Raw genomic sequence first — 17,643 nt, 5'->3', positions numbered from 1 at the left:
TCCAAGGAATGGAAAAAATGAACGCACCCACGATTGTCGGTCGGCAAACTTTCGATGGCCTGGGCCGTCAACTCACCGTAGAAGTCGGAGGGCATACCACCCGCCTTGACTACATCGACGGGCAGTTGCCGCCTTCGTCCACCACGCTTGCCGATGGCAAGAACATCACCTTCACCTATGAAAAGGCATTGAACAATCAGCTAGTCGGTGTCGCGGCTGCGGGCGAGGCGGACGTCCTTATCACCCGTCATCCGACATTGGGTCAGCCTTCAGCCGTCGCAGGCGCATTGGGCACCCAGGCCTTTGCATTCACCCCGTCCGGCCAGCCCGCGAACGATACCTGGACCGTCGACGGGCAGTCTCATCACACCGCATGGCGCTATTCGTTCGGCGGGCTGCTTCAAGGTTTCGACGACGCCGAAGGCGTTGCGCACCTGCGCCAGCTCGACGCCATCGGCCGCGTCGAAAAGACCCGTGTTGGCGACGTTGACACCTATTACACCTACGACGCCCTTTCGCGCCCTCTGTCGATTCGCGTCGTCGACCCGCACAACCAGCGCACCCTTGTCACGTCGCTCACCTACGACGCGGTGGGCCGGGAACACACCCGCACATTTACCTTGTCCCAGGCGGGCGAGGACGATGAAACTGCCGTTCAGACCATCATCCAGACAGTGGAGTATTCCGCACTCGATCAGATCATTTCCCGCACTTGGGCCCAGGGTGGGCACGTAGGGGAGGAAACCTTTGAATACGATGCCCGCAATCGTCTGATCCGGTGCACTGCCAATGCGCTGGCCGCGCCTGAGGATCCGTACGGCAACCGCATGGTCGAGCAGGTGTTCGTTTTCAACGCCTTCAATGGCTATGAGAAGGTCGTCAGCACCTACTCGGACGGCACCCGAGACGAGGCCTGCTTCAGCTACGCCAGCGACGACCCCACCCGCGTCGTGACCGTTACCCACACGCATCCGTCCTGGCCCTCAACCATCACCCTGACCTATGACGCCTGCGGTCGGGTGATCGGCGACAACCTGGGCCGAAGCCTTAGCTGGAACACCCAAGGCCGACTCACCGAGGTCCGGGCGCCATCGGGCACCTGCACCTATCGCTACGATCCCAGCGGGCAATTGACCGACCGCGTAGTAAACGACACCTTGACCCGAGACTTTTTTAGCGCCGATCAACTCACTCATAAGCGTACCGACGACAATCGTGTCCAGTTGATCGGCGACATGGGCGCGCTGTTCGCGGTGAGCAACATCACTGACAGCGTTCGTCAAACTATCCTGGTCGGCACCGACGCCCAGGGAAGCGTCCGCCTGGAAGCCGACAGCGAATTGCACATCCATCGCTATACGGCGCATGGTGCCGAAACCTCCGCTTCGGATCACGTCGCCTTCGGTTATGCAGGCGAGCAACGCGAGCCGGTGTCCGGCTGGTACGTGCCAGGAGGCAACCGCCCTTACGACCCTGTTCTGATGTGCTTTTTGGCCCCCGACAGCCACAGCCCATTCGGTCCGGGGGGCATCAACGCCTACGCCTGGTGCGCGGGCGACCCGGTCAACCGCGTTGACCCCGATGGCCACAATTGGGTGAGCTATGCCTTGGCTGGGGTCGGCCTCGCGCTGGGTGCGCTGGCATTGATTCCCGGCCTTCAAGCGGCGCTACCCGCCGCGGGGGCGTTGATCGGTTCGGGACTGGGCGCGCTGACCACTGGGCAGATCACGGCATTGGTTGCCGCCACGTTGGATATCGTTTCCCTGGCCACGGGTGTGGCGAGCACAGCGCTTGAAGCAACCGGCCAAAACGGCGCCGCGTCAGGGGTATTGGGGAGTATTTCTCTGGTCACTGGGCTTGCGGGGGCAGGAGCGGGCTTCAAGCTGAGCAGTCTCAGACGGGCCGGTTCGCGACAGAGGGCGTTGGACGTCACACAAGGGTGGAAGCCGCCCAAGCCTGGACGCCTGGGGAACGGCGAAGTGCTCGCCCAGCACACGTCGAGGGCCGTGGACGTCGGCTTCATCGACACCTATCACGCCACCAACCGCGCGGCATTGCTCACGCACGGTGACCCCTTGCGTGCGCTGCTCATGGGCGCGGATGGAAAAGTCAGTCGCGCAGCCGACGTGGCAAGAGACGTCATCGCCCCTCGACTCCTAACGCTCAACGAGACGGCAGACCAGACCTTCGTGCTGTTATCGTGCTGGGGAGGTTCGAACGGGTCGGCATTGGAGATTGCCAAGGTGTTGAACCGGCCGGTGCAGGGCTTCGTCAACAAGGTCTACTTGAAAGGATTCGCTGGCCTCCAGAGCCCGATCAACTCATCCAACAGGCCCTTGGAAGCCGTTTCTTTCTTTGAACGCCTGCAAACCACCGGCAACCCGTTCAAGGCTTGGAAAACCACGTTCCGGGAGGCGCGCGCCAACATCTATCATCCAGACGGCACGGTCACACCGGTCTGACGGAACCGGCGCAGGGCATGGCGGTTATCGGTAATACCGAAGCGCCTGTCCTGGCCTTTAAGACCAATGTTTACCCTGCGACAGGGTGTCGCGGCGGTGTTCACGCGGTATACTGCCGCGCCTTTTTCCTGCTGCTGTGCCTGAGCGGTAGCCGAGCCAGAGGCCGTTTGCGCAACTGCCACGCGTATCCTGCGCCAGCCGCCCCTATAATGTTCCCGCCTGAATAGAGGAGAACGCCCATGACCGTGATCAAGCAGGATGACCTGATTCAGAGCGTCGCCGACGCCTTGCAGTTCATCTCCTATTACCACCCCGTCGATTTCATCCAGGCCATGCACGAGGCCTACCTGCGCGAAGAATCGCCCGCCGCGCGCGACTCCATGGCTCAGATCCTCATCAACTCGCGCATGTGCGCCACCGGCCATCGTCCGATCTGCCAGGACACCGGCATCGTCACCGTATTTGTACGCGTCGGCATGGACGTGCGCTGGGACGGCGCCACCATGAGCCTGGACGACATGATCAACGAAGGCGTGCGTCGCGCCTATAACCTGCCGGAAAACGTCCTGCGTGCTTCGATCCTCGCCGACCCGGCAGGCGCTCGCAAAAACACCAAGGACAACACGCCGGCGGTCATTCACTACTCCATCGTCCCGGGCAACACCGTGGAAGTGGACGTGGCGGCCAAAGGCGGCGGATCGGAAAACAAATCGAAGATGGCGATGCTCAACCCGTCCGACTCGATCGTCGACTGGGTGTTGAAGACCGTTCCGACCATGGGCGCTGGCTGGTGCCCGCCTGGCATGCTCGGGATCGGCATCGGTGGCACCGCCGAGAAGGCCGCGGTCATGGCCAAGGAAGTCCTGATGGAGTCCATCGACATCCACGAGCTGAAGGCGCGCGGCCCGTCGAACCGTCTGGAAGAAATGCGTCTGGAGCTGTTCGAGAAGGTCAACCAACTGGGCATCGGTGCCCAGGGTCTCGGCGGCCTGACCACCGTGCTCGACGTCAAGATCATGGACTACCCTACCCACGCCGCGTCGCTGCCGGTCTGCATGATCCCTAACTGCGCCGCCACCCGTCACGCTCACTTCGTGCTCGACGGCTCAGGTCCTGCGTCGCTGGAAGCGCCACCGCTGGACGCGTATCCGGAAATCGTCTGGGAAGCCGGCCCGTCGGCTCGTCGCGTCAATCTCGACACCCTGACCCCGGAAGACGTCCAGAGCTGGAAGCCGGGTGAAACCGTCCTGCTCAACGGCAAGATGCTCACCGGTCGCGATGCCGCACACAAGCGCATGGTCGAGATGCTGAACAAGGGCGAAACCCTGCCGGTGGACCTCAAAGGTCGCTTCATTTATTACGTAGGCCCGGTCGATCCAGTCGGTGACGAAGTGGTGGGCCCAGCCGGCCCGACCACCGCGACCCGGATGGACAAGTTCACCCGTCAGATCCTCGAACAAACCGGTTTGCTGGGCATGATCGGCAAGTCCGAGCGGGGCCCGACTGCCATCGACGCGATCAAGGACAACAAAGCCGTTTACCTGATGGCGGTGGGCGGCGCGGCGTACCTCGTCGCACAGGCCATCAAGAAGTCGCAAGTGCTGGCATTCCCCGAACTGGGCATGGAAGCGATCTACGAATTCGAGGTCAAAGACATGCCGGTCACGGTCGCCGTGGACAGCAAAGGTGAGTCGGTACACATCACCGGACCTGCGATCTGGCAGAAGAAGATCAGTGAAAGCCTGGCAGTGGAAGTGCAGTAAGCACTGACGGTGTCTGTTTTGCAGAAAGCCCGGCCAGCGTGCCGGGCTTTCTGCGTACAGGGCCTTTGAGTCATCAAAACCCGAACACGTTTTTCTTCCTGCCCACGTTCGAACCGTCATCGAGCAACGGCAGCCCTGCCTGCGCCCGCCGCGCGTTGACCTCCTCGGCCGTATCGTTTTCGTCCTCGGCAATGGAATACCAGTTCCGGTAGGTGGTGCGTCGCAACCAGCCTTTGGCGGTCCAGCTTTCAGTGGGCCGACCCAAGGGATCATAAAACTGCTTGTCGTGGTACCAAAGCTCACGCACCGAACTGTCGCTCACGTAACCGTGACTGTCGGTAAAGTACGGGCGGTAGACCCTGATCGCCAGCCCTTTGTTGTTGTACTCCACCCGCTCGCTGACTCGCCACCGCTTGTCCTTGACGTCCACCTCAATCAGTCCATCGCCATCGAAGCACAGATGACCGTCAATGACCTGATACGCCATGCCGGGTTCGACCAATTGCCGGGTTTGCAATTGCCTGCCGAAACCATCGACGGAACTGAGCGTCATGCGCAATTGCCGCTCTGGATCTCCTGGGTAGCGATCCCATTGCTGGACCAAGCTGTGCACCGGCACTTTGCGGTCTGTCCAACTGTACGCATCGTAGAAATAAGCAGTGCCGAAGTTGATGGTCTGGGACGGATTGGAGATGGCTTCATCGGGCGTCTGGTCAGGGAGGACGACATGCTCCAGGGAGTCGAAGCCGACTGCTTCTCCCAGCTCGGTGCCATGGAAGCTGGTCATGCGCAGCATTCCGAACCCATCGTAGAGCGCCTCTTGCGTATTCTGATTGGGATCGACCACTTTGATGGGTTGCAGGCTGTAATAGCTGAAAGTCGCCGATGTTCTGCAGCCATCCGGTGCCGTCACGGCGGTCAGCTGCATACTGTAGGGGTCATATTCCACCCGGCTCAGGCCATGGCTGGCGGTGGGTCTGAACGCATCGACACGGTAAAAATGCTCGGCGCCCGCATAGGTGTTGAACTCGCGCTTGACCGACCACAGAACACGCTCCGGCTCTTCTGGCAGAAAGCACGCCATGGTGTGATAACCCAGCTCGATCAATTTGGCGGTCAGTTGATCAGCGGTCATGACCCGATCGTAAGCGGTCAACGCATGCTCATCGAGCTCCGCCATTTCCGTGGCGTCAGGCAACGCCTGGAACGTCGCCTCGCCCTCTCCGGCCTCCTTGTACCGCTGCCGGGTCAAGGTCAACAACGTGCGAGGTAATGAAGCGAACCAACCATCGGCTTGAATGAAGGCTTCATAGCTGATGTCCTCAAGGTTCACATCGGCGGCCTCCGCCATCATTGCATTGTCACGCCTCAGATACGGCAAGCCCAGGCGCCAGCTCTGCGGAGCATCCAGATGAATGACCTGAACCCGGCTTTCGGTAAGGTAGAAACGCTGCTGCGCTTCGTCATGGGCGGCGCGCCACCAGCGCTGCTGATGCTCATCTTCGAAGGGAGGCGCATCGCTTTCGCGCTTGCGCCGCGCGTAATGGACGTTGGCGCCGTGGGTCAGCACGCCGTAGGCATCCCAGCCCAGACTGATGCTGCGCTGGCACATCGGATCATCCGCGAAGCCCTCGTATTGATAGCTGATCGATTCCAGCATCAGCGGCAGCATACGGGCATAAGGCTGATGAAGACCTGCCGGTTCGAGTTCGCGTACCAGGTAGCGCGAAGTCCGCACAGAATAAGGGACATCGTCGGGACGATCTCCCAGCATCGCGAACACCTCAGCCCTGATTACAGACCCGGCAAGCGTGCGCCCCATTGACCTTGACTGAGCCTCGGTGGGCGACTGGATCACTTGATCTTGCCCTTGGTCATAGGTCGTCAGCAAGTCTTCTCCCAGGGCTTGGGCTTGTGGGTCGCTCTGATTGAAGCCTGCCGCAGGGCGATGCGGAAACCGCCCCGTGTGGTACCAGGTTTTGCTCAGCACAGGCGCCGTGAAACCTTCATCCTCCTGCCCCGCTTGCTGCGCCTCACTGTCTCGTTGCATGACCAGACCAAAACCTCTGAACTCGCGCTCCTCACCATCGTAATAACCCTGGCGGTAGTGAAAGATCTGGGTCAGTTGATTACCGGTCACCTCGTCGAGCTGTGTCTGCCGGCTGACGACATGCAGCGCAAATGGCACACCGGGTTCGATCGGTGATCCGGACATTTGCAGCTCATGCTTTTCGTCCAGCCATTCCTGTGCCGAACTGCGATATGTCACGGTTCCGGATGCCCCCATGTTGTTGTGGGTCTGGCGCAATAAATACGGTTTGACCGGTGGGTGGTCATAGCGCCAATGGGTGGGGCTCAGGTGGGGAGTGGTCAGTACCAGGCTCGAACAACCCAACCCCTGGAGGTCGGCCATGCTGACCTGACACAACCGGTCATAGCGCACACCCTCGGGCCAGGCGTGGAACACAGGCTCACTCAAGCCTCGTCCAGATCGATTCAAGAACAGCTTGAAGCCTTCGCTTTCGAGGTATATCAGGTCTACGGCTCCGGAGCCGTCCATGTCGGCCAGACGAATGCGCCCCGCGTCGAACTCGGTGTAAGAAAACGGCAGCGTGGCAAATGGCTGGCCTTTGCCAAATTTCCCTCGTCCCAAGTTCGGCCAAAAGCGGATTTCATCATGCCGAATCCGCACGAGGTGTTGCTGCCCCGACCCAAGAATGTCGCAGAAAACCACCAGTTCGTTCGGGCTGTCCCTTAATACCGGTAACCGATCGTCTTCCCCCTCATGGGGCACATTCTCTCCTGCTGCAAAGCCTTCAGCACGCCGGCTGGCATAGAGGCGCACGCTCCTGGGCCCGACGAGCGCAAAATCGCCAAGCCCATCGCCTACCAGATCCACAAGCTGCCCTTCAGCGTTAAAGAACTCCGGGGGAAAAGCCGCGAAAGGCAGGTAGTTCGACCAGCTACCATCGGCCTTCATGGAGAAAAAACCAGCGCAAGCCGGTTGCGCCAAGACCCAGTCCAACCGACCATTGCCGGTCAGGTCGGCGAGCATCTGACGCACCGGGGCCTGAGCGTCGGCGACAGGAATCAGCGGCAAAAGCTGCCAGGCGCCGTAGGTCACTGCATCGGGATCCTGGGCCTCGACATCACGTTGTGGGGCGCGGTACATCCATCCCTTGTCGTCACGGTGAAGGACACCGGCCATCCCTTCGCCGTAAAGATCCACCAGTTGATAACGCTGGCCATCGTCCAGCCCCGGCATCTGCAGGAAGGAGGTGAAGCTCCCATCTCTGGCGTCGAAATCCTGATAGGTGAAGCTCAATGGTGGACGCGACTGGCCCTCGACTTTAGCGGTGCCGTCGTCATAGTGGTACCAGCCCCAACTTGTCGCCAAGGTCAGCGCCTGGTAGCGCTGCGCAAGGTCGGTGTAACCAAACTTCAGTGAGGCGACCGCTTGCGGCATCTCACCGGTTTCAGCAGGAAAATGATGAAACAGGATGAATTGATGGGCGAGCCGCAACGTGCCGACCTCAAACCCAGTGGCGAACGATGAATGAAAATCCGAGCGCGCGCCCCACGTACCCTCCGTCACGAATGGAGGGGCGGAGCCTTGGTCCACACGCTCCCCATAATCAGCCACCAGATAGAAATGCCACTCAAGCCCTGCGACCTGCTCCGGCCGCCAGAGATACAGATGTGAATGGGCGGCGAAGTTGCCGTAGCACACCCGATGCAAGTAGCGCTGGGCCGTGAAGTCGCGTGCAGGATCAGGCTGGGTGTCACCGACGGTGCCCGCCATATCCTCTGGCTTGTAGGTATAGAGAATGTGCTCGCCGCGCGCATTCATGGTTTCTTCCAACAACCACTCGGCGACGCGGTTTGCGTCCTCGGGATCAGCGATGCGCGAGCCTGGATTGCGGCCGTACATCGCCAGACTTCCATCGGCCCCATGCACCAGCCAGAAACCCGGAATGTCGTCGACGTGGCGCCAATGCTCGATGCGATTGAATGCACTTTCTACTCGGGCGAAATAGCGGATGACTTGGTAGCTTTTGTCCAGTGTCAGGTCACCATAGGTGTCCACGGTGGTCTCCACCACCGAGCCCTGCGCGTCGCGCTGTGCCAACCAGACATCACCGCCAGGGCCGAGAATCACATCATCGTCGGTATAGCGTGGCACGCCCTTACTGGTTCTTCTGCTGACGTGCTCCAGGTTCAGGCCCCAGCCCAACCCGAAAATGCCGTTGCCTACTGAACTCTGGTAGTTGAGCGCCAACTGCGGCGCGTAACCACGTCCCGCCGAAACCGGTAAAGGGAGGCTTAACGAAGAAACCCCCATGGCCCCCACGGCACCAAAGCCCTTGCCAATGCTTTGAATCGCGCCGCCGCCCTTGGGCAGCGAAGGCGCGGAAATGCCGACGTGTTCCTGCTGATCAGCCATGATCGTGCTCTCCACTCCTTTGGGCATCGGCGATGCGCGGGCGAATGGCGAATACGGCGAAAGAAGCGCCGAGCCGCCTGTAACGCCTCGATTGCTGTTAAGTCTAGAAAATGACGGCGCACAGGATTAGAACGTATCGCGATATCCATTATCGCCACGTCGCAGCATGGGCCAACTGCCGAACACTGCAGCGTGACAATGGGAAGGGTTGGCCTAGGAAGTGAGCATTACCGTAGGTCGCCGGGAACGATAGGCAGCGCTACTGAAGTCTAGCCTGAAAGAATAAGTCACCTACGGACAGGGACGCCGTTGCCATGCCCCTTCACAGCCAGACCCCTCGGGTACACGCCATTGACTCAAGGGGACTTTCAATCCGGGAACTTGACTGGCACCGCTCCGCCCCGGACGACCCTGCGCAGTTGCGCGTTACGCGTCACACATGGGACATCGCCGGACAACCTTCATCGGATTGGGATCCGCGGCTGGGGGCCGAGGGAGTGGTTGCTAACACCACGGCGATTCACGCCCAGTCTGGTAAAACAATTCTCACCACCCATGTCGACGCAGGCTGGCGGTTGAACTTGATCGCAGCCGATGGTCAGTCGTTGGACACCTGGGATGGTCGGGGAAGCCACAGCCGAACCGACTTCGACGACCAAACACGACCTCTCTGCGTGACTGAAAAGGGCGTCGATGGCCCACCCAAGATCGTCGAGCGGTATATCTACGGTGGCGCGTCGTCCGATGCGGCGCTGCACAATCAATGCGGCCGACTGATTCGCCATGACGATCCCGCAGGCACCCTGTGCGCTCAGGAGTTCGGGTTGACAGCCGAGGTACTGACCGAGAATCGGAGATTTCTGCCCACAGACGAGCCACCCGACTGGCCGCTTGATTCGGACCAACGCGATGCATTACTGGAGCCGGGAACTGGGCACACCACCACGACTGTTTTCGATGCTGCGGCTGCGCTCATTCTCCAGACTGATGCTGCCGGCAACCGCACTGAACACCGCTACAGCGTTGATGGGCTCCTCCGGGAAACACACCTGACACTGGTCAACACGCAGAATGCTCAGACGCTCATCAGCGACCTTCGCTACAACCCAATGGGTCAACTGGAAAGCGAGCGTCTGGGTAACGGCGTCATCACCGAAAAAAACTACGAGCAGGAAACCGGACGACTGACGCGCATCTTCTCTTCGAAAGCCGTCACTACCGCCTTGCAGGACCTGAGCTACCGCTACGACCCAGTGGGCAACCTCGTCGAAATCGAGGACGCTGCCCAAGCAACACGCTTTTTCGCCAACCAACGCATCGACGCCGTGAGTCGCTATCGCTACGACACGCTGTATCAGTTGATTGAAGCCACCGGTCGCGAAGTGTCCAACGGTGCCAGCTACGGCCCGGCACTGCCGATGCTGCAAAATCTGCCCCAAGACCCTACTCAACTGAGCAACTACGCCCAGCTCTACAGCTACGATGGCGGGGGTAATCTGCTGGAAATGCGACATATCGGCGCCCAATGCTTCACGCGAAAAATGCTCGTTGCTCCTGACAGCAACCGAAGCCTGCCTGAAGGTGAAGCCGATGCGAATTTTGAAAAAAGCTTCGATGCCAATGGCAATTTCCAGCAGTTGATGCGCGGACAAGATTTGGCGTGGGATCTGCGTAATCAGTTGCGTCGGGTCACCGCCATAAAACGCGAAGACGACCCCGATGACGATGAAGTTTACATCTACGCTGCCGACGGTCAGCGCTGTCGCAAGATTCGCAGCACTCACACCCGAAACCGAACAGTGATGGCTGAAACGCGCTATCTGCCGGGTCTTGAAATCCGCACGATGCACAACGGTGAAATCCTGCACGTCTGTTCAGCACCCGCAGGACGCTGCCACGTACAAGTGTTGCACTGGGCCGCCAACAAGCCGGATGGCATTGACAACGATCAAGTGCATTACAGCCTCAATGATCACTTGGGCTCAAGTACGCTGGAATTGGACGGCAGAGGCAGCGTGATCAGCCTGGAAGGCTATTACCCGTTCGGAGGGACGGCGTGGTGGGCTGCCAGAAATGCGACAGATGCAAAGTACAAGACAGTTCGTTATTCGGGCAAAGAGCGGGATGCGTCGGGGCTTTATTACTATGGCTTCCGGTATTACGCGCCTTGGTTGATGCGGTGGGTCAGTCCGGATCCTGCAGAGGGCGAAGATGGGCTGAATCGCTATCAGATGGTCGCCAACTGCCCTCTCTCGTATTCCGATCCGTCGGGCAAAACGAAGGAGCACGTCAATACGCCGTCCAACACAATGACTGATGTATTACGCCAACATTTTGAGAAAAAATTTAAAAAAAACCCAGAGAAGAAGGATATGTTTGAGAATTCATATAGCCACGTAATGCGCGACAAATACACGATCGTTTCCAAGTACCACCCCGCTGGGCATATCAGCCCCAATCTGTTCATAAACAAATTTGAACCCGATGTCTGGACCTTCAAGAACAATAACAAACCTATAAAAGAACACCCTATGCTTTACGCAAACGAAATAGCTGCCTACCAATACTACCGAGTATCCAACGACGTCGGCTTCTTCGGAAAATTACCAACCCTGATTATCCGAAACAACATTTCAAACAAGGGTGTAAAAGACGTAGCACATAGGTATCCAAGCAATACCCCAGAATTCACCAAGGCATTCCTGACGCAAACTCAGAATGGCAAAAGCACTCAACGAATTGTTGATGAATTTGGGCTAGACATTGTCAAAATAGAGCATTCATTCAATGAAGTAGAGTTGCTAGACATCTACGTGCACGTCAAAAGCAAAGCCAAGTTCCTTGATTCATCCCCTCTTCCAGGAAACGATTCATCTTCTACCTCAAGCCTCAGAAAGCTTTCATTGCGCGAAACACCGTCCAAAGTCGAGCGAGCAATCAGAAGACGTCATTCTAATGCAATATAAAAGCGCTTTCCGCATCAGAGACACCCAGCAATGTGCTCAATTTCATCCCCGCCGATCCAACACATTCACTACCAACCGATCCACCCAGCCCCAGACCCGCTGCTTGATGCGACTCCACAATGGCCGGGTCTGCCAGGTTTCCAAGCTGACTTCGGTGCTGACGAGAAAGTCCCGCTCGAAGCTTTCCGTGACCGAACGCGTCAAGGCCGGATCCATCGCCTCGAGGTTCGCTTCAAGGTTGAAGCGCAGATTCCAGTGATCGAAATTGCAAGACCCGATGCTGACCCAATCGTCCACCAGCACCATCTTCAAATGCAGAAAACGCGGCTGATATTCGAAGATTTTCACGCCGGCTTTGAGCAGACGCGGGTAGTAGCGATGACCGGCGTAGCGCACCGAAGGGTGGTCGGTGCGCGGACCGGTCAGCAGCAGGCGCACCTCGACGCCTCGGGAGGCCGCGCGGCGCAGGGCTCGGCGGACTTTCCACGTGGGGAGAAAATAAGGTGTGGCGAGCCAGATCCGCTTTTTGCTGGTATAGAGCGAGCGAACCAGCGATTGCAGAATGTCGCGCCGTTGTCGTGAGTCGGCGTAGGCGACTCGCCCCAGGCCCTCGCCGCTGATCGGAACCTTGGGCAGCCGTGGCAGGCCGAAATTCTCCGCCGGGCGCCAAGCGCGACGTCGGGCGTTGGCATGGAACTGCCGATCAAACAGCGCTTGCCAGTCGATGACCAACGGGCCGCGGATTTCGACCATCACCTCGTGCCACTCGCTGGTGGCCTGATCGGGACGCCAGAACTCATCCGTGACGCCGGTGCCGCCGACCACGGCAAGCGCTTTGTCCACCAACAGCAATTTGCGATGATCGCGGTAGAAATTGCGAATGCCCCGACGCCAATGCACCTTGTTGTAGAACCGCAGGATCACGCCCGCCTCGGTCAGGCGCTCGCGCAGGCTCAGGGTAAACGCCAGGGAGCCGAAATCATCGAACAGGCAGCGCACGATCACACCCCGCCTGGCCGCATTGACCAACGCTTGCACGATCGCCTCGGCACACGCGCCCGCTTCGACCAGATACAACTCCAGCTCGACCTGCTGCTGAGCGGCGTCGATCGCGGCGATCATCCGCGGAAAGAACGCCGGGCCGTCGATCAGCAGATTGAACTGGTTGCCCTCACGCCACGGAAAGATCGCGCCCCTCATGCTCAGCGCGCCGTGAAGATCAGCACGGCGCCCACTGGCACCGAATAGCCGATGGCTGACAGACCCGCCACGTTGCGCAAGCTATCGAGCCCCGGCAGCAAGCCGAAGTCTTCGACGTGCAATACCAGAGGTTCCAGCGTCACCACTTGAAAGCGGCGGTCGTCGAGCCGGGTGGCCAGCAACTCTGCCCGGTAGCTTTGCGACTGGCCGTGCATCTGCACCTTGAGCGGTAAACGCAATTCCAATTGCGCACCGGGCGCCAGTGCGTTGATCGGACGCATGTCCAATTGCGCAGTGATCTTCGCCTCGGGGAATTGCGTGACGTCGAACAATTGCCTGCGCAAGCGCTCGTCACGAAGGGGGATTCCCGTGCTCACTGAATCCAGCTCCACCTCCAGTTCAGCAATTCCTTTGGGGTCGACTTTGCCGTGCAGATTGAGAAAGCGATGGACTTCGGAAATGTCAGCATTCTTGGTGGAGATGAACGAAAGCCGCGAGGACTCGTTGTCCAGATACCAATTCGCCTGAGCGGGCAGCGCCAGGAGGGCCAGCGAGGCCAGCAGCAGGCGAGAAAGTAAGGGCATGGGAACTCCAGATGCGCGATGGGGCAAACCTTATCCGGCTGTCAGACCGCAAGCAAATCGGGATGTTCGACGTTACGGCACCGGGGGCAGCAATCGGCAGCCCTGGCGCGCGCCTTGCCATTGCGCCGCGCTCTCCCGGCCTGCGGCCAGAAACCAATACGTGTTCCCCATAACGCGCCCCCTGTCACGCAACCATCACCAAAGCTTAACGGTCGTGACATCGGCCCTCCCTAGCCTGAATTCGTACAGCAATGCATCGAATAATCAGTCGACCGGCCTGGACCAGGGCTGGCCCACGGAGACGCCACATGACTCAGATCGCCAGCATTCGAGACACCAGCTCCGACCGTCGCCTGCAGGCAGAACGCCTGATCGGGACCTATGCCTTGCAGGAAGCGCAGGCCTTGCGCTTCAGCGTGTTCAGTGGCGAATTCAACGCCAAACTCCAAGGCGCCGAGCTGGGCCTGGACATCGACGACTATGACGTTCACTGCATGCACATCGGCGTGCGCGATCTGAGTAACGGCCGCCTGGTCGCGACCACCCGCTTGCTGGACCACAAAGCGGCCACCTCCCTGGGCCGTTTCTACAGCGAAGAAGAATTCAGCCTGCATGGCCTCGGTCACCTGCAAGGGCCGATTCTAGAGCTGGGCCGCACCTGCGTGGACCCCTCCTACCGTAACGGTGGCACCATTGCCGTACTCTGGAGCGAACTGGCCGAGGTGCTCAACGAAGGCGGTTACAGCTACCTGATGGGCTGCGCCAGCATTCCCATGCAGGACGGCGGCATTCAAGCTCACGCGATCATGCAGCGCCTGCGCGAACGTTATCTGAGCACTGAGCACCTGCGCGCCGAGCCGAAAAAACCACTGCCAAATCTGGACCTGCCGAACAACGTCATCTGCGAAATGCCGCCGCTGCTCAAGGCCTACATGCGTCTGGGTGCGAAGATCTGCGGTGAGCCGTGCTGGGACGAAGACTTTCAGGTCGCTGATGTGTTCATCCTGCTCAAGCGCGACGAGCTGTGCCCTCGCTATGCGCGTCATTTCAAGGCAGCCGTATGATGAGGGCGCTGCGCAGGCACGCGCGGGTCATTCGTGTGTTGTGGGTCATCGGTCTGGGCCTGAGCATCGCGGGCACTTTCGCGCTGATGGAACGGCTGCGCCTGGGTGCGTCCATGGCTCGGCGGCAGCGCTGGACCCGTTGGTTCATGGGTCGCCTGACGGCCGCCCTGCCGTTTCGGGTGACCGTCAGCGGTCAACGCTCCGCGCAGCCGATGCTGTGGGTTTGCAACCATGTTTCATGGACTGACATTCCACTGCTGGGGATGCTCGCCCCGTTGTCGTTTCTGTCCAAGGCCGAAGTCCGGACCTGGCCGGTGGCCGGCTGGCTGGCACTGAAAGCGGGCACGCTGTTCATTCGGCGCGGCTCGGGCGACAGCAAACTGATCCAGAAACAGATGGGTCAACATTTGTTGAATCGGCATTCGTTGGTGATCTTCCCGGAAGGCACGACCACCGACGGTCGCAGCCTGCGCACCTTCCATGGCCGTCTTCTGGCCAGCGCCATCGATACCGGGACGCCGCTGCAACCGGTCGCGATCCAGTACCTGCGCGATGGGCATCCGGACCGCATCGCGCCATTCATCGGGGATGACGACCTGCTTTCGCATCTGCGGCGTCTGTTCGCCCATGAAGTGAGCGAGGTGCACATTCACCTGCTGACCCCAATCGAAACCCAGGGCAAAGAACGCGCGGCCCTGGCCTTCGAAGCCCAGCAGGCCGTGCAGACAGTCTTGTTCGGCAGCACGGATCAAGAGACTGAGGCGCGCTCGGCCGCCAAGGCGGCCTGAGTGAACGCCTGAAGTTCGGGATAGAACGCACGGAAGTCCTGACTCAAGGGTTCGTAAAGCGCCCTCAGCTCCTGCATCGCCCCGGCCAGTGCTTCTGGGCGCGACAAACGCCGGGAAATGCCGGCCAGTGCGTTGCCCACCACCTCGAACTCCGCGTAGGACCCCAGCCAGTCCTGGGCCGCCATGCGCGGGGCGATCAGCGCGAGACGCTCCGGCAAATCGGGCTCGTTGGCCAATATGCGGTAGACCTTGTCGGTAAAGGATGACAATGGCTCATCGGAGTAACGATTCCAGTCGCGGGCCAGGCAGTGGTCGAAAAACACATCTAGCACGATCCCGGCGTAACGTCTGCGCACTGTCGAAAAACGCTCCATGGCCTGTCTGATGACCGGGTGACCATCGGTGAATGCATCGATGCGACGGTGCAGGCGGATGGCGCCCTCGACGTCCGCGGGAAAGCGCCCAACCAGCAATCCTTTGACGAAGTCGCCGTAGAGGCTGCCAAGCAATTGCGGGGGTGTCTGGCCGCCGAGATGCAGGTGTGCGAGGTAGTTCATGGGAACGCAGGACCTTTTGCTGAAGGCGCACGGGCCCGGGGTGGGAACCTGTTCACGCCGGTTAGAGTGCGTGGTTGCTGACACTTGTTCAAGCCGCCCAGCCTGCGACGACTCATATCGTTATAACCCGATATACCGATTTATTGTGTCCTTAGCGCCAAATCATATTTGTATATCGCGATTTATAGATATAAAGTTCGCCCCATCGCGATATACCGCTACGCACCCGTGAGAACGACATGCCTATCGACCTCGACGACATAATAAAAGCCCTGGCGCACCCGGTTCGTCGGCAGATCCTTGCCTGGTTGAAAGACCCGGCGACCTGCTTTCCCGACCAACAACACTCCTTCGAAGGCGGTGTCTGCGCCGGTCAGATCGACCAGCGCGCAGGTCTTTCGCAATCGACGGTCTCCGCTCACCTGTCACAGCTGCAACGTGCCGGCCTGATCACCAGCAAAAAGCACGGGCAGTGGCATTTCTTCAAACGCGACGAAGCCGTCATTCAGGCGTTTTTGCACGAACTGAACGAACAGCTTTGAGCTGACGCTTCCCTACGGATTCAGGAGACGCACTGTGCCTCTTTCGCTACTTATTCTGGCCCTGAGCGCCTTCGCCATCGGCACCACCGAGTTCGTCATCATGGGCCTGCTGCCCAACGTGGCCGCCGACCTGGGTGTCAGCATTCCCGGCGCCGGTTGGCTCGTCACCGGCTATGCACTGGGGGTCGCCATTGGCGCGCCATTCATGGCAATGGCCACCTCCCGTCTGCCGCGCAAAGCCGCACTCATCACGCTGATGGGGATCTTCATCGTCGGCAATCTTCTGTGCGCGATAGCGTCCGATTACACCATTCTGATGCTGGCCCGGGTCGTCACCGCGCTGTGTCACGGCGCATTCTTCGGCATCGGCTCGGTAGTCGCTGCCGGACTGGTGCCAGCCAATCGCCGGGCGTCGGCCGTCGCGTTGATGTTCACTGGGCTGACCCTGGCCAACGTGCTGGGCGTGCCGCTGGGCACTGCACTCGGGCAACAGGCGGGCTGGCGCTCGACCTTCTTCGCCGTGACGGTCATCGGCGTGATTGCCTTCATCGGCCTGATCCGCTTCCTGCCTGCCAAGCGCGATGAAGAAAAACTCAATATGCGCGCTGAGCTGGCCCTGCTCAAAGGTGCCGGGATCTGGCTGTCGCTGAGCATGACCGCGTTGTTCGCAGCCTCGGTGTTTGCGCTGTTCACCTACGTCGCGCCGTTGCTCGGCGACGTCACAGGCGTCTCGCCGCGCGGCGTGACCTGGACCCTGATGCTGATCGGCCTTGGCCTGACGGTGGGCAATATCCTCGGCGGCAAACTGGCAGATCGCCGCCTGGCCGCCACGCTGATCGGCGTGTTCATCACAATGGCCGTGGTATCGACGCTCCTGAGCTGGACCAGCGCTGCGCTGGTTCCGGCCGAAGTGACGTTGTTCCTCTGGGCCGTCGCCTGTTTCGCCGCGGTGCCGGCCTTGCAAATCAACGTCGTGACCTTTGGCAAGGACGCACCGAATCTGGTGTCGACCTTGAACATCGGCGCCTTCAACGTCGGCAACGCCTTGGGCGCGTGGGTCGGCGGCAGTGTCATCGCCCACGGTTTCGGCCTGACCAGCGTGCCACTGGCCGCAGGCGCCCTGGCGGTATTGGCCTTACTGGTCACCCTGATTAATTTCCGTCAGCGCGGCGATGCCGGGCTGGCTGCTGTAGCGAACTGAGCCTTACGAGTCAGCGCTTCGGCACTTGCGTTAACGACTGCGGATTCAACCTTTTACCGACTGCAATTGAGG

The 17,643-nt window shown here is 59.9% G+C and carries 11 protein-coding genes; 7 read left to right on the top strand and 4 right to left on the bottom strand.

Annotation, left to right across the window (positions count from 1 at the left end):
* The first annotated feature begins 17 nt into the window (after nucleotides 1-17).
* A complete protein-coding gene (locus N5D61_RS08600; RefSeq protein ID WP_279892035.1) occupies nucleotides 18-2,462 on the top strand; it encodes an RHS repeat-associated core domain-containing protein in 2,445 nt (814 codons plus the stop codon).
* Nucleotides 2,463-2,701: 239 nt separating this feature from the next.
* The gene (locus N5D61_RS08595; protein ID WP_108236967.1) at nucleotides 2,702-4,225 is read left to right on the top strand and encodes a fumarate hydratase; all 1,524 of its coding nucleotides are present in this window, start codon (nucleotides 2,702-2,704) and stop codon (nucleotides 4,223-4,225) included.
* A gap of 73 nt (nucleotides 4,226-4,298) precedes the next feature.
* Here N5D61_RS08595 and N5D61_RS08590 read toward each other — a convergent pair whose 3' ends face one another.
* Nucleotides 4,299-8,669, bottom strand: a complete 4,371-nt coding sequence (locus tag N5D61_RS08590; RefSeq protein ID WP_279892031.1) for a SpvB/TcaC N-terminal domain-containing protein — start codon at nucleotides 8,667-8,669, stop codon at nucleotides 4,299-4,301.
* A 314-nt stretch (nucleotides 8,670-8,983) separates the two neighbouring features.
* On the opposite strand from N5D61_RS08590, the gene N5D61_RS08585 reads away from it, so the two are divergent.
* Nucleotides 8,984-11,635, top strand: a complete 2,652-nt coding sequence (locus N5D61_RS08585; RefSeq protein WP_279892029.1) for an RHS repeat-associated core domain-containing protein — start codon at nucleotides 8,984-8,986, stop codon at nucleotides 11,633-11,635.
* 42 nt (nucleotides 11,636-11,677) lie between these two features.
* Here N5D61_RS08585 and N5D61_RS08580 read toward each other — a convergent pair whose 3' ends face one another.
* Both N5D61_RS08580 and N5D61_RS08575 read right to left on the bottom strand, forming a co-directional pair.
* Nucleotides 11,678-12,835, bottom strand: coding sequence for a phosphatidylserine/phosphatidylglycerophosphate/cardiolipin synthase family protein (locus N5D61_RS08580; RefSeq protein ID WP_108236964.1), 1,158 nt, complete (start codon nucleotides 12,833-12,835; stop codon nucleotides 11,678-11,680).
* A gap of 2 nt (nucleotides 12,836-12,837) precedes the next feature.
* Nucleotides 12,838-13,419: a YceI family protein gene (locus N5D61_RS08575; protein WP_108236963.1), complete on the bottom strand. Its 582-nt coding sequence runs from the start codon at nucleotides 13,417-13,419 to the stop codon at nucleotides 12,838-12,840.
* A 308-nt stretch (nucleotides 13,420-13,727) separates the two neighbouring features.
* Between N5D61_RS08575 and olsB the strand changes: the two genes are divergently transcribed.
* Both olsB and N5D61_RS08565 read left to right on the top strand, forming a co-directional pair.
* Nucleotides 13,728-14,483 (top strand): L-ornithine N(alpha)-acyltransferase, encoded by a 756-nt coding sequence (olsB, locus tag N5D61_RS08570; protein WP_279892026.1) that lies wholly within the window; start codon nucleotides 13,728-13,730, stop codon nucleotides 14,481-14,483.
* Complete coding sequence (locus N5D61_RS08565) at nucleotides 14,483-15,271, top strand: lysophospholipid acyltransferase family protein (RefSeq protein ID WP_279892100.1); 789 nt, start codon at nucleotides 14,483-14,485, stop codon at nucleotides 15,269-15,271. The genes olsB and N5D61_RS08565 overlap by 1 nt, the downstream gene beginning before the upstream one ends.
* On the opposite strand, the gene N5D61_RS08560 is transcribed toward N5D61_RS08565, so the two are convergent.
* Nucleotides 15,232-15,828 carry an ACP phosphodiesterase gene (locus N5D61_RS08560; RefSeq protein ID WP_279892022.1) on the bottom strand — a complete coding sequence of 199 codons (597 nt, stop codon included), beginning with the start codon at nucleotides 15,826-15,828 and terminating at the stop codon, nucleotides 15,232-15,234. The genes N5D61_RS08565 and N5D61_RS08560 overlap by 40 nt on opposite strands.
* 239 nt (nucleotides 15,829-16,067) lie before the next feature.
* Between N5D61_RS08560 and N5D61_RS08555 the strand changes: the two genes are divergently transcribed.
* Nucleotides 16,068-16,370: a helix-turn-helix transcriptional regulator gene (locus N5D61_RS08555; RefSeq protein ID WP_279892020.1), complete on the top strand. Its 303-nt coding sequence runs from the start codon at nucleotides 16,068-16,070 to the stop codon at nucleotides 16,368-16,370.
* 34 nt (nucleotides 16,371-16,404) lie between these two features.
* Nucleotides 16,405-17,571 carry an MFS transporter gene (locus tag N5D61_RS08550; RefSeq protein ID WP_108236958.1) on the top strand — a complete coding sequence of 389 codons (1,167 nt, stop codon included), beginning with the start codon at nucleotides 16,405-16,407 and terminating at the stop codon, nucleotides 17,569-17,571.
* Nucleotides 17,572-17,643 lie beyond the last annotated feature (72 nt).

The sequence above is a fragment of the Pseudomonas sp. GD03842 genome, assembly GCF_029841165.1.
Classification (GTDB): domain Bacteria; phylum Pseudomonadota; class Gammaproteobacteria; order Pseudomonadales; family Pseudomonadaceae; genus Aquipseudomonas.
The sequence above is the reverse complement of the archived record's forward strand: the minus strand, read 5'-3'. Positions and strand labels throughout refer to the sequence as shown.

Bases quoted from the DNA above. Each gene is read 5' to 3' on its own strand.
- N5D61_RS08555 (WP_279892020.1), top strand. From the start codon at position 16,068: ATGCCTATCGACCTCGACGACATAATAAAAGCCCTGGCGCACCCGGTT.
- N5D61_RS08600 (WP_279892035.1), top strand. From the start codon at position 18: ATGAACGCACCCACGATTGTCGGTCGGCAAACTTTCGATGGCCTGGGC.
- N5D61_RS08575 (WP_108236963.1), bottom strand. From the start codon at position 13,419: ATGCCCTTACTTTCTCGCCTGCTGCTGGCCTCGCTGGCCCTCCTGGCG.
- N5D61_RS08595 (WP_108236967.1), top strand. From the start codon at position 2,702: ATGACCGTGATCAAGCAGGATGACCTGATTCAGAGCGTCGCCGACGCC.
- olsB (WP_279892026.1), top strand. From the start codon at position 13,728: ATGACTCAGATCGCCAGCATTCGAGACACCAGCTCCGACCGTCGCCTG.
- N5D61_RS08580 (WP_108236964.1), bottom strand. From the start codon at position 12,835: ATGAGGGGCGCGATCTTTCCGTGGCGTGAGGGCAACCAGTTCAATCTG.
- N5D61_RS08585 (WP_279892029.1), top strand. From the start codon at position 8,984: ATGCCCCTTCACAGCCAGACCCCTCGGGTACACGCCATTGACTCAAGG.
- N5D61_RS08560 (WP_279892022.1), bottom strand. From the start codon at position 15,828: ATGAACTACCTCGCACACCTGCATCTCGGCGGCCAGACACCCCCGCAA.
- N5D61_RS08565 (WP_279892100.1), top strand. From the start codon at position 14,483: ATGAGGGCGCTGCGCAGGCACGCGCGGGTCATTCGTGTGTTGTGGGTC.
- N5D61_RS08590 (WP_279892031.1), bottom strand. From the start codon at position 8,669: ATGGCTGATCAGCAGGAACACGTCGGCATTTCCGCGCCTTCGCTGCCC.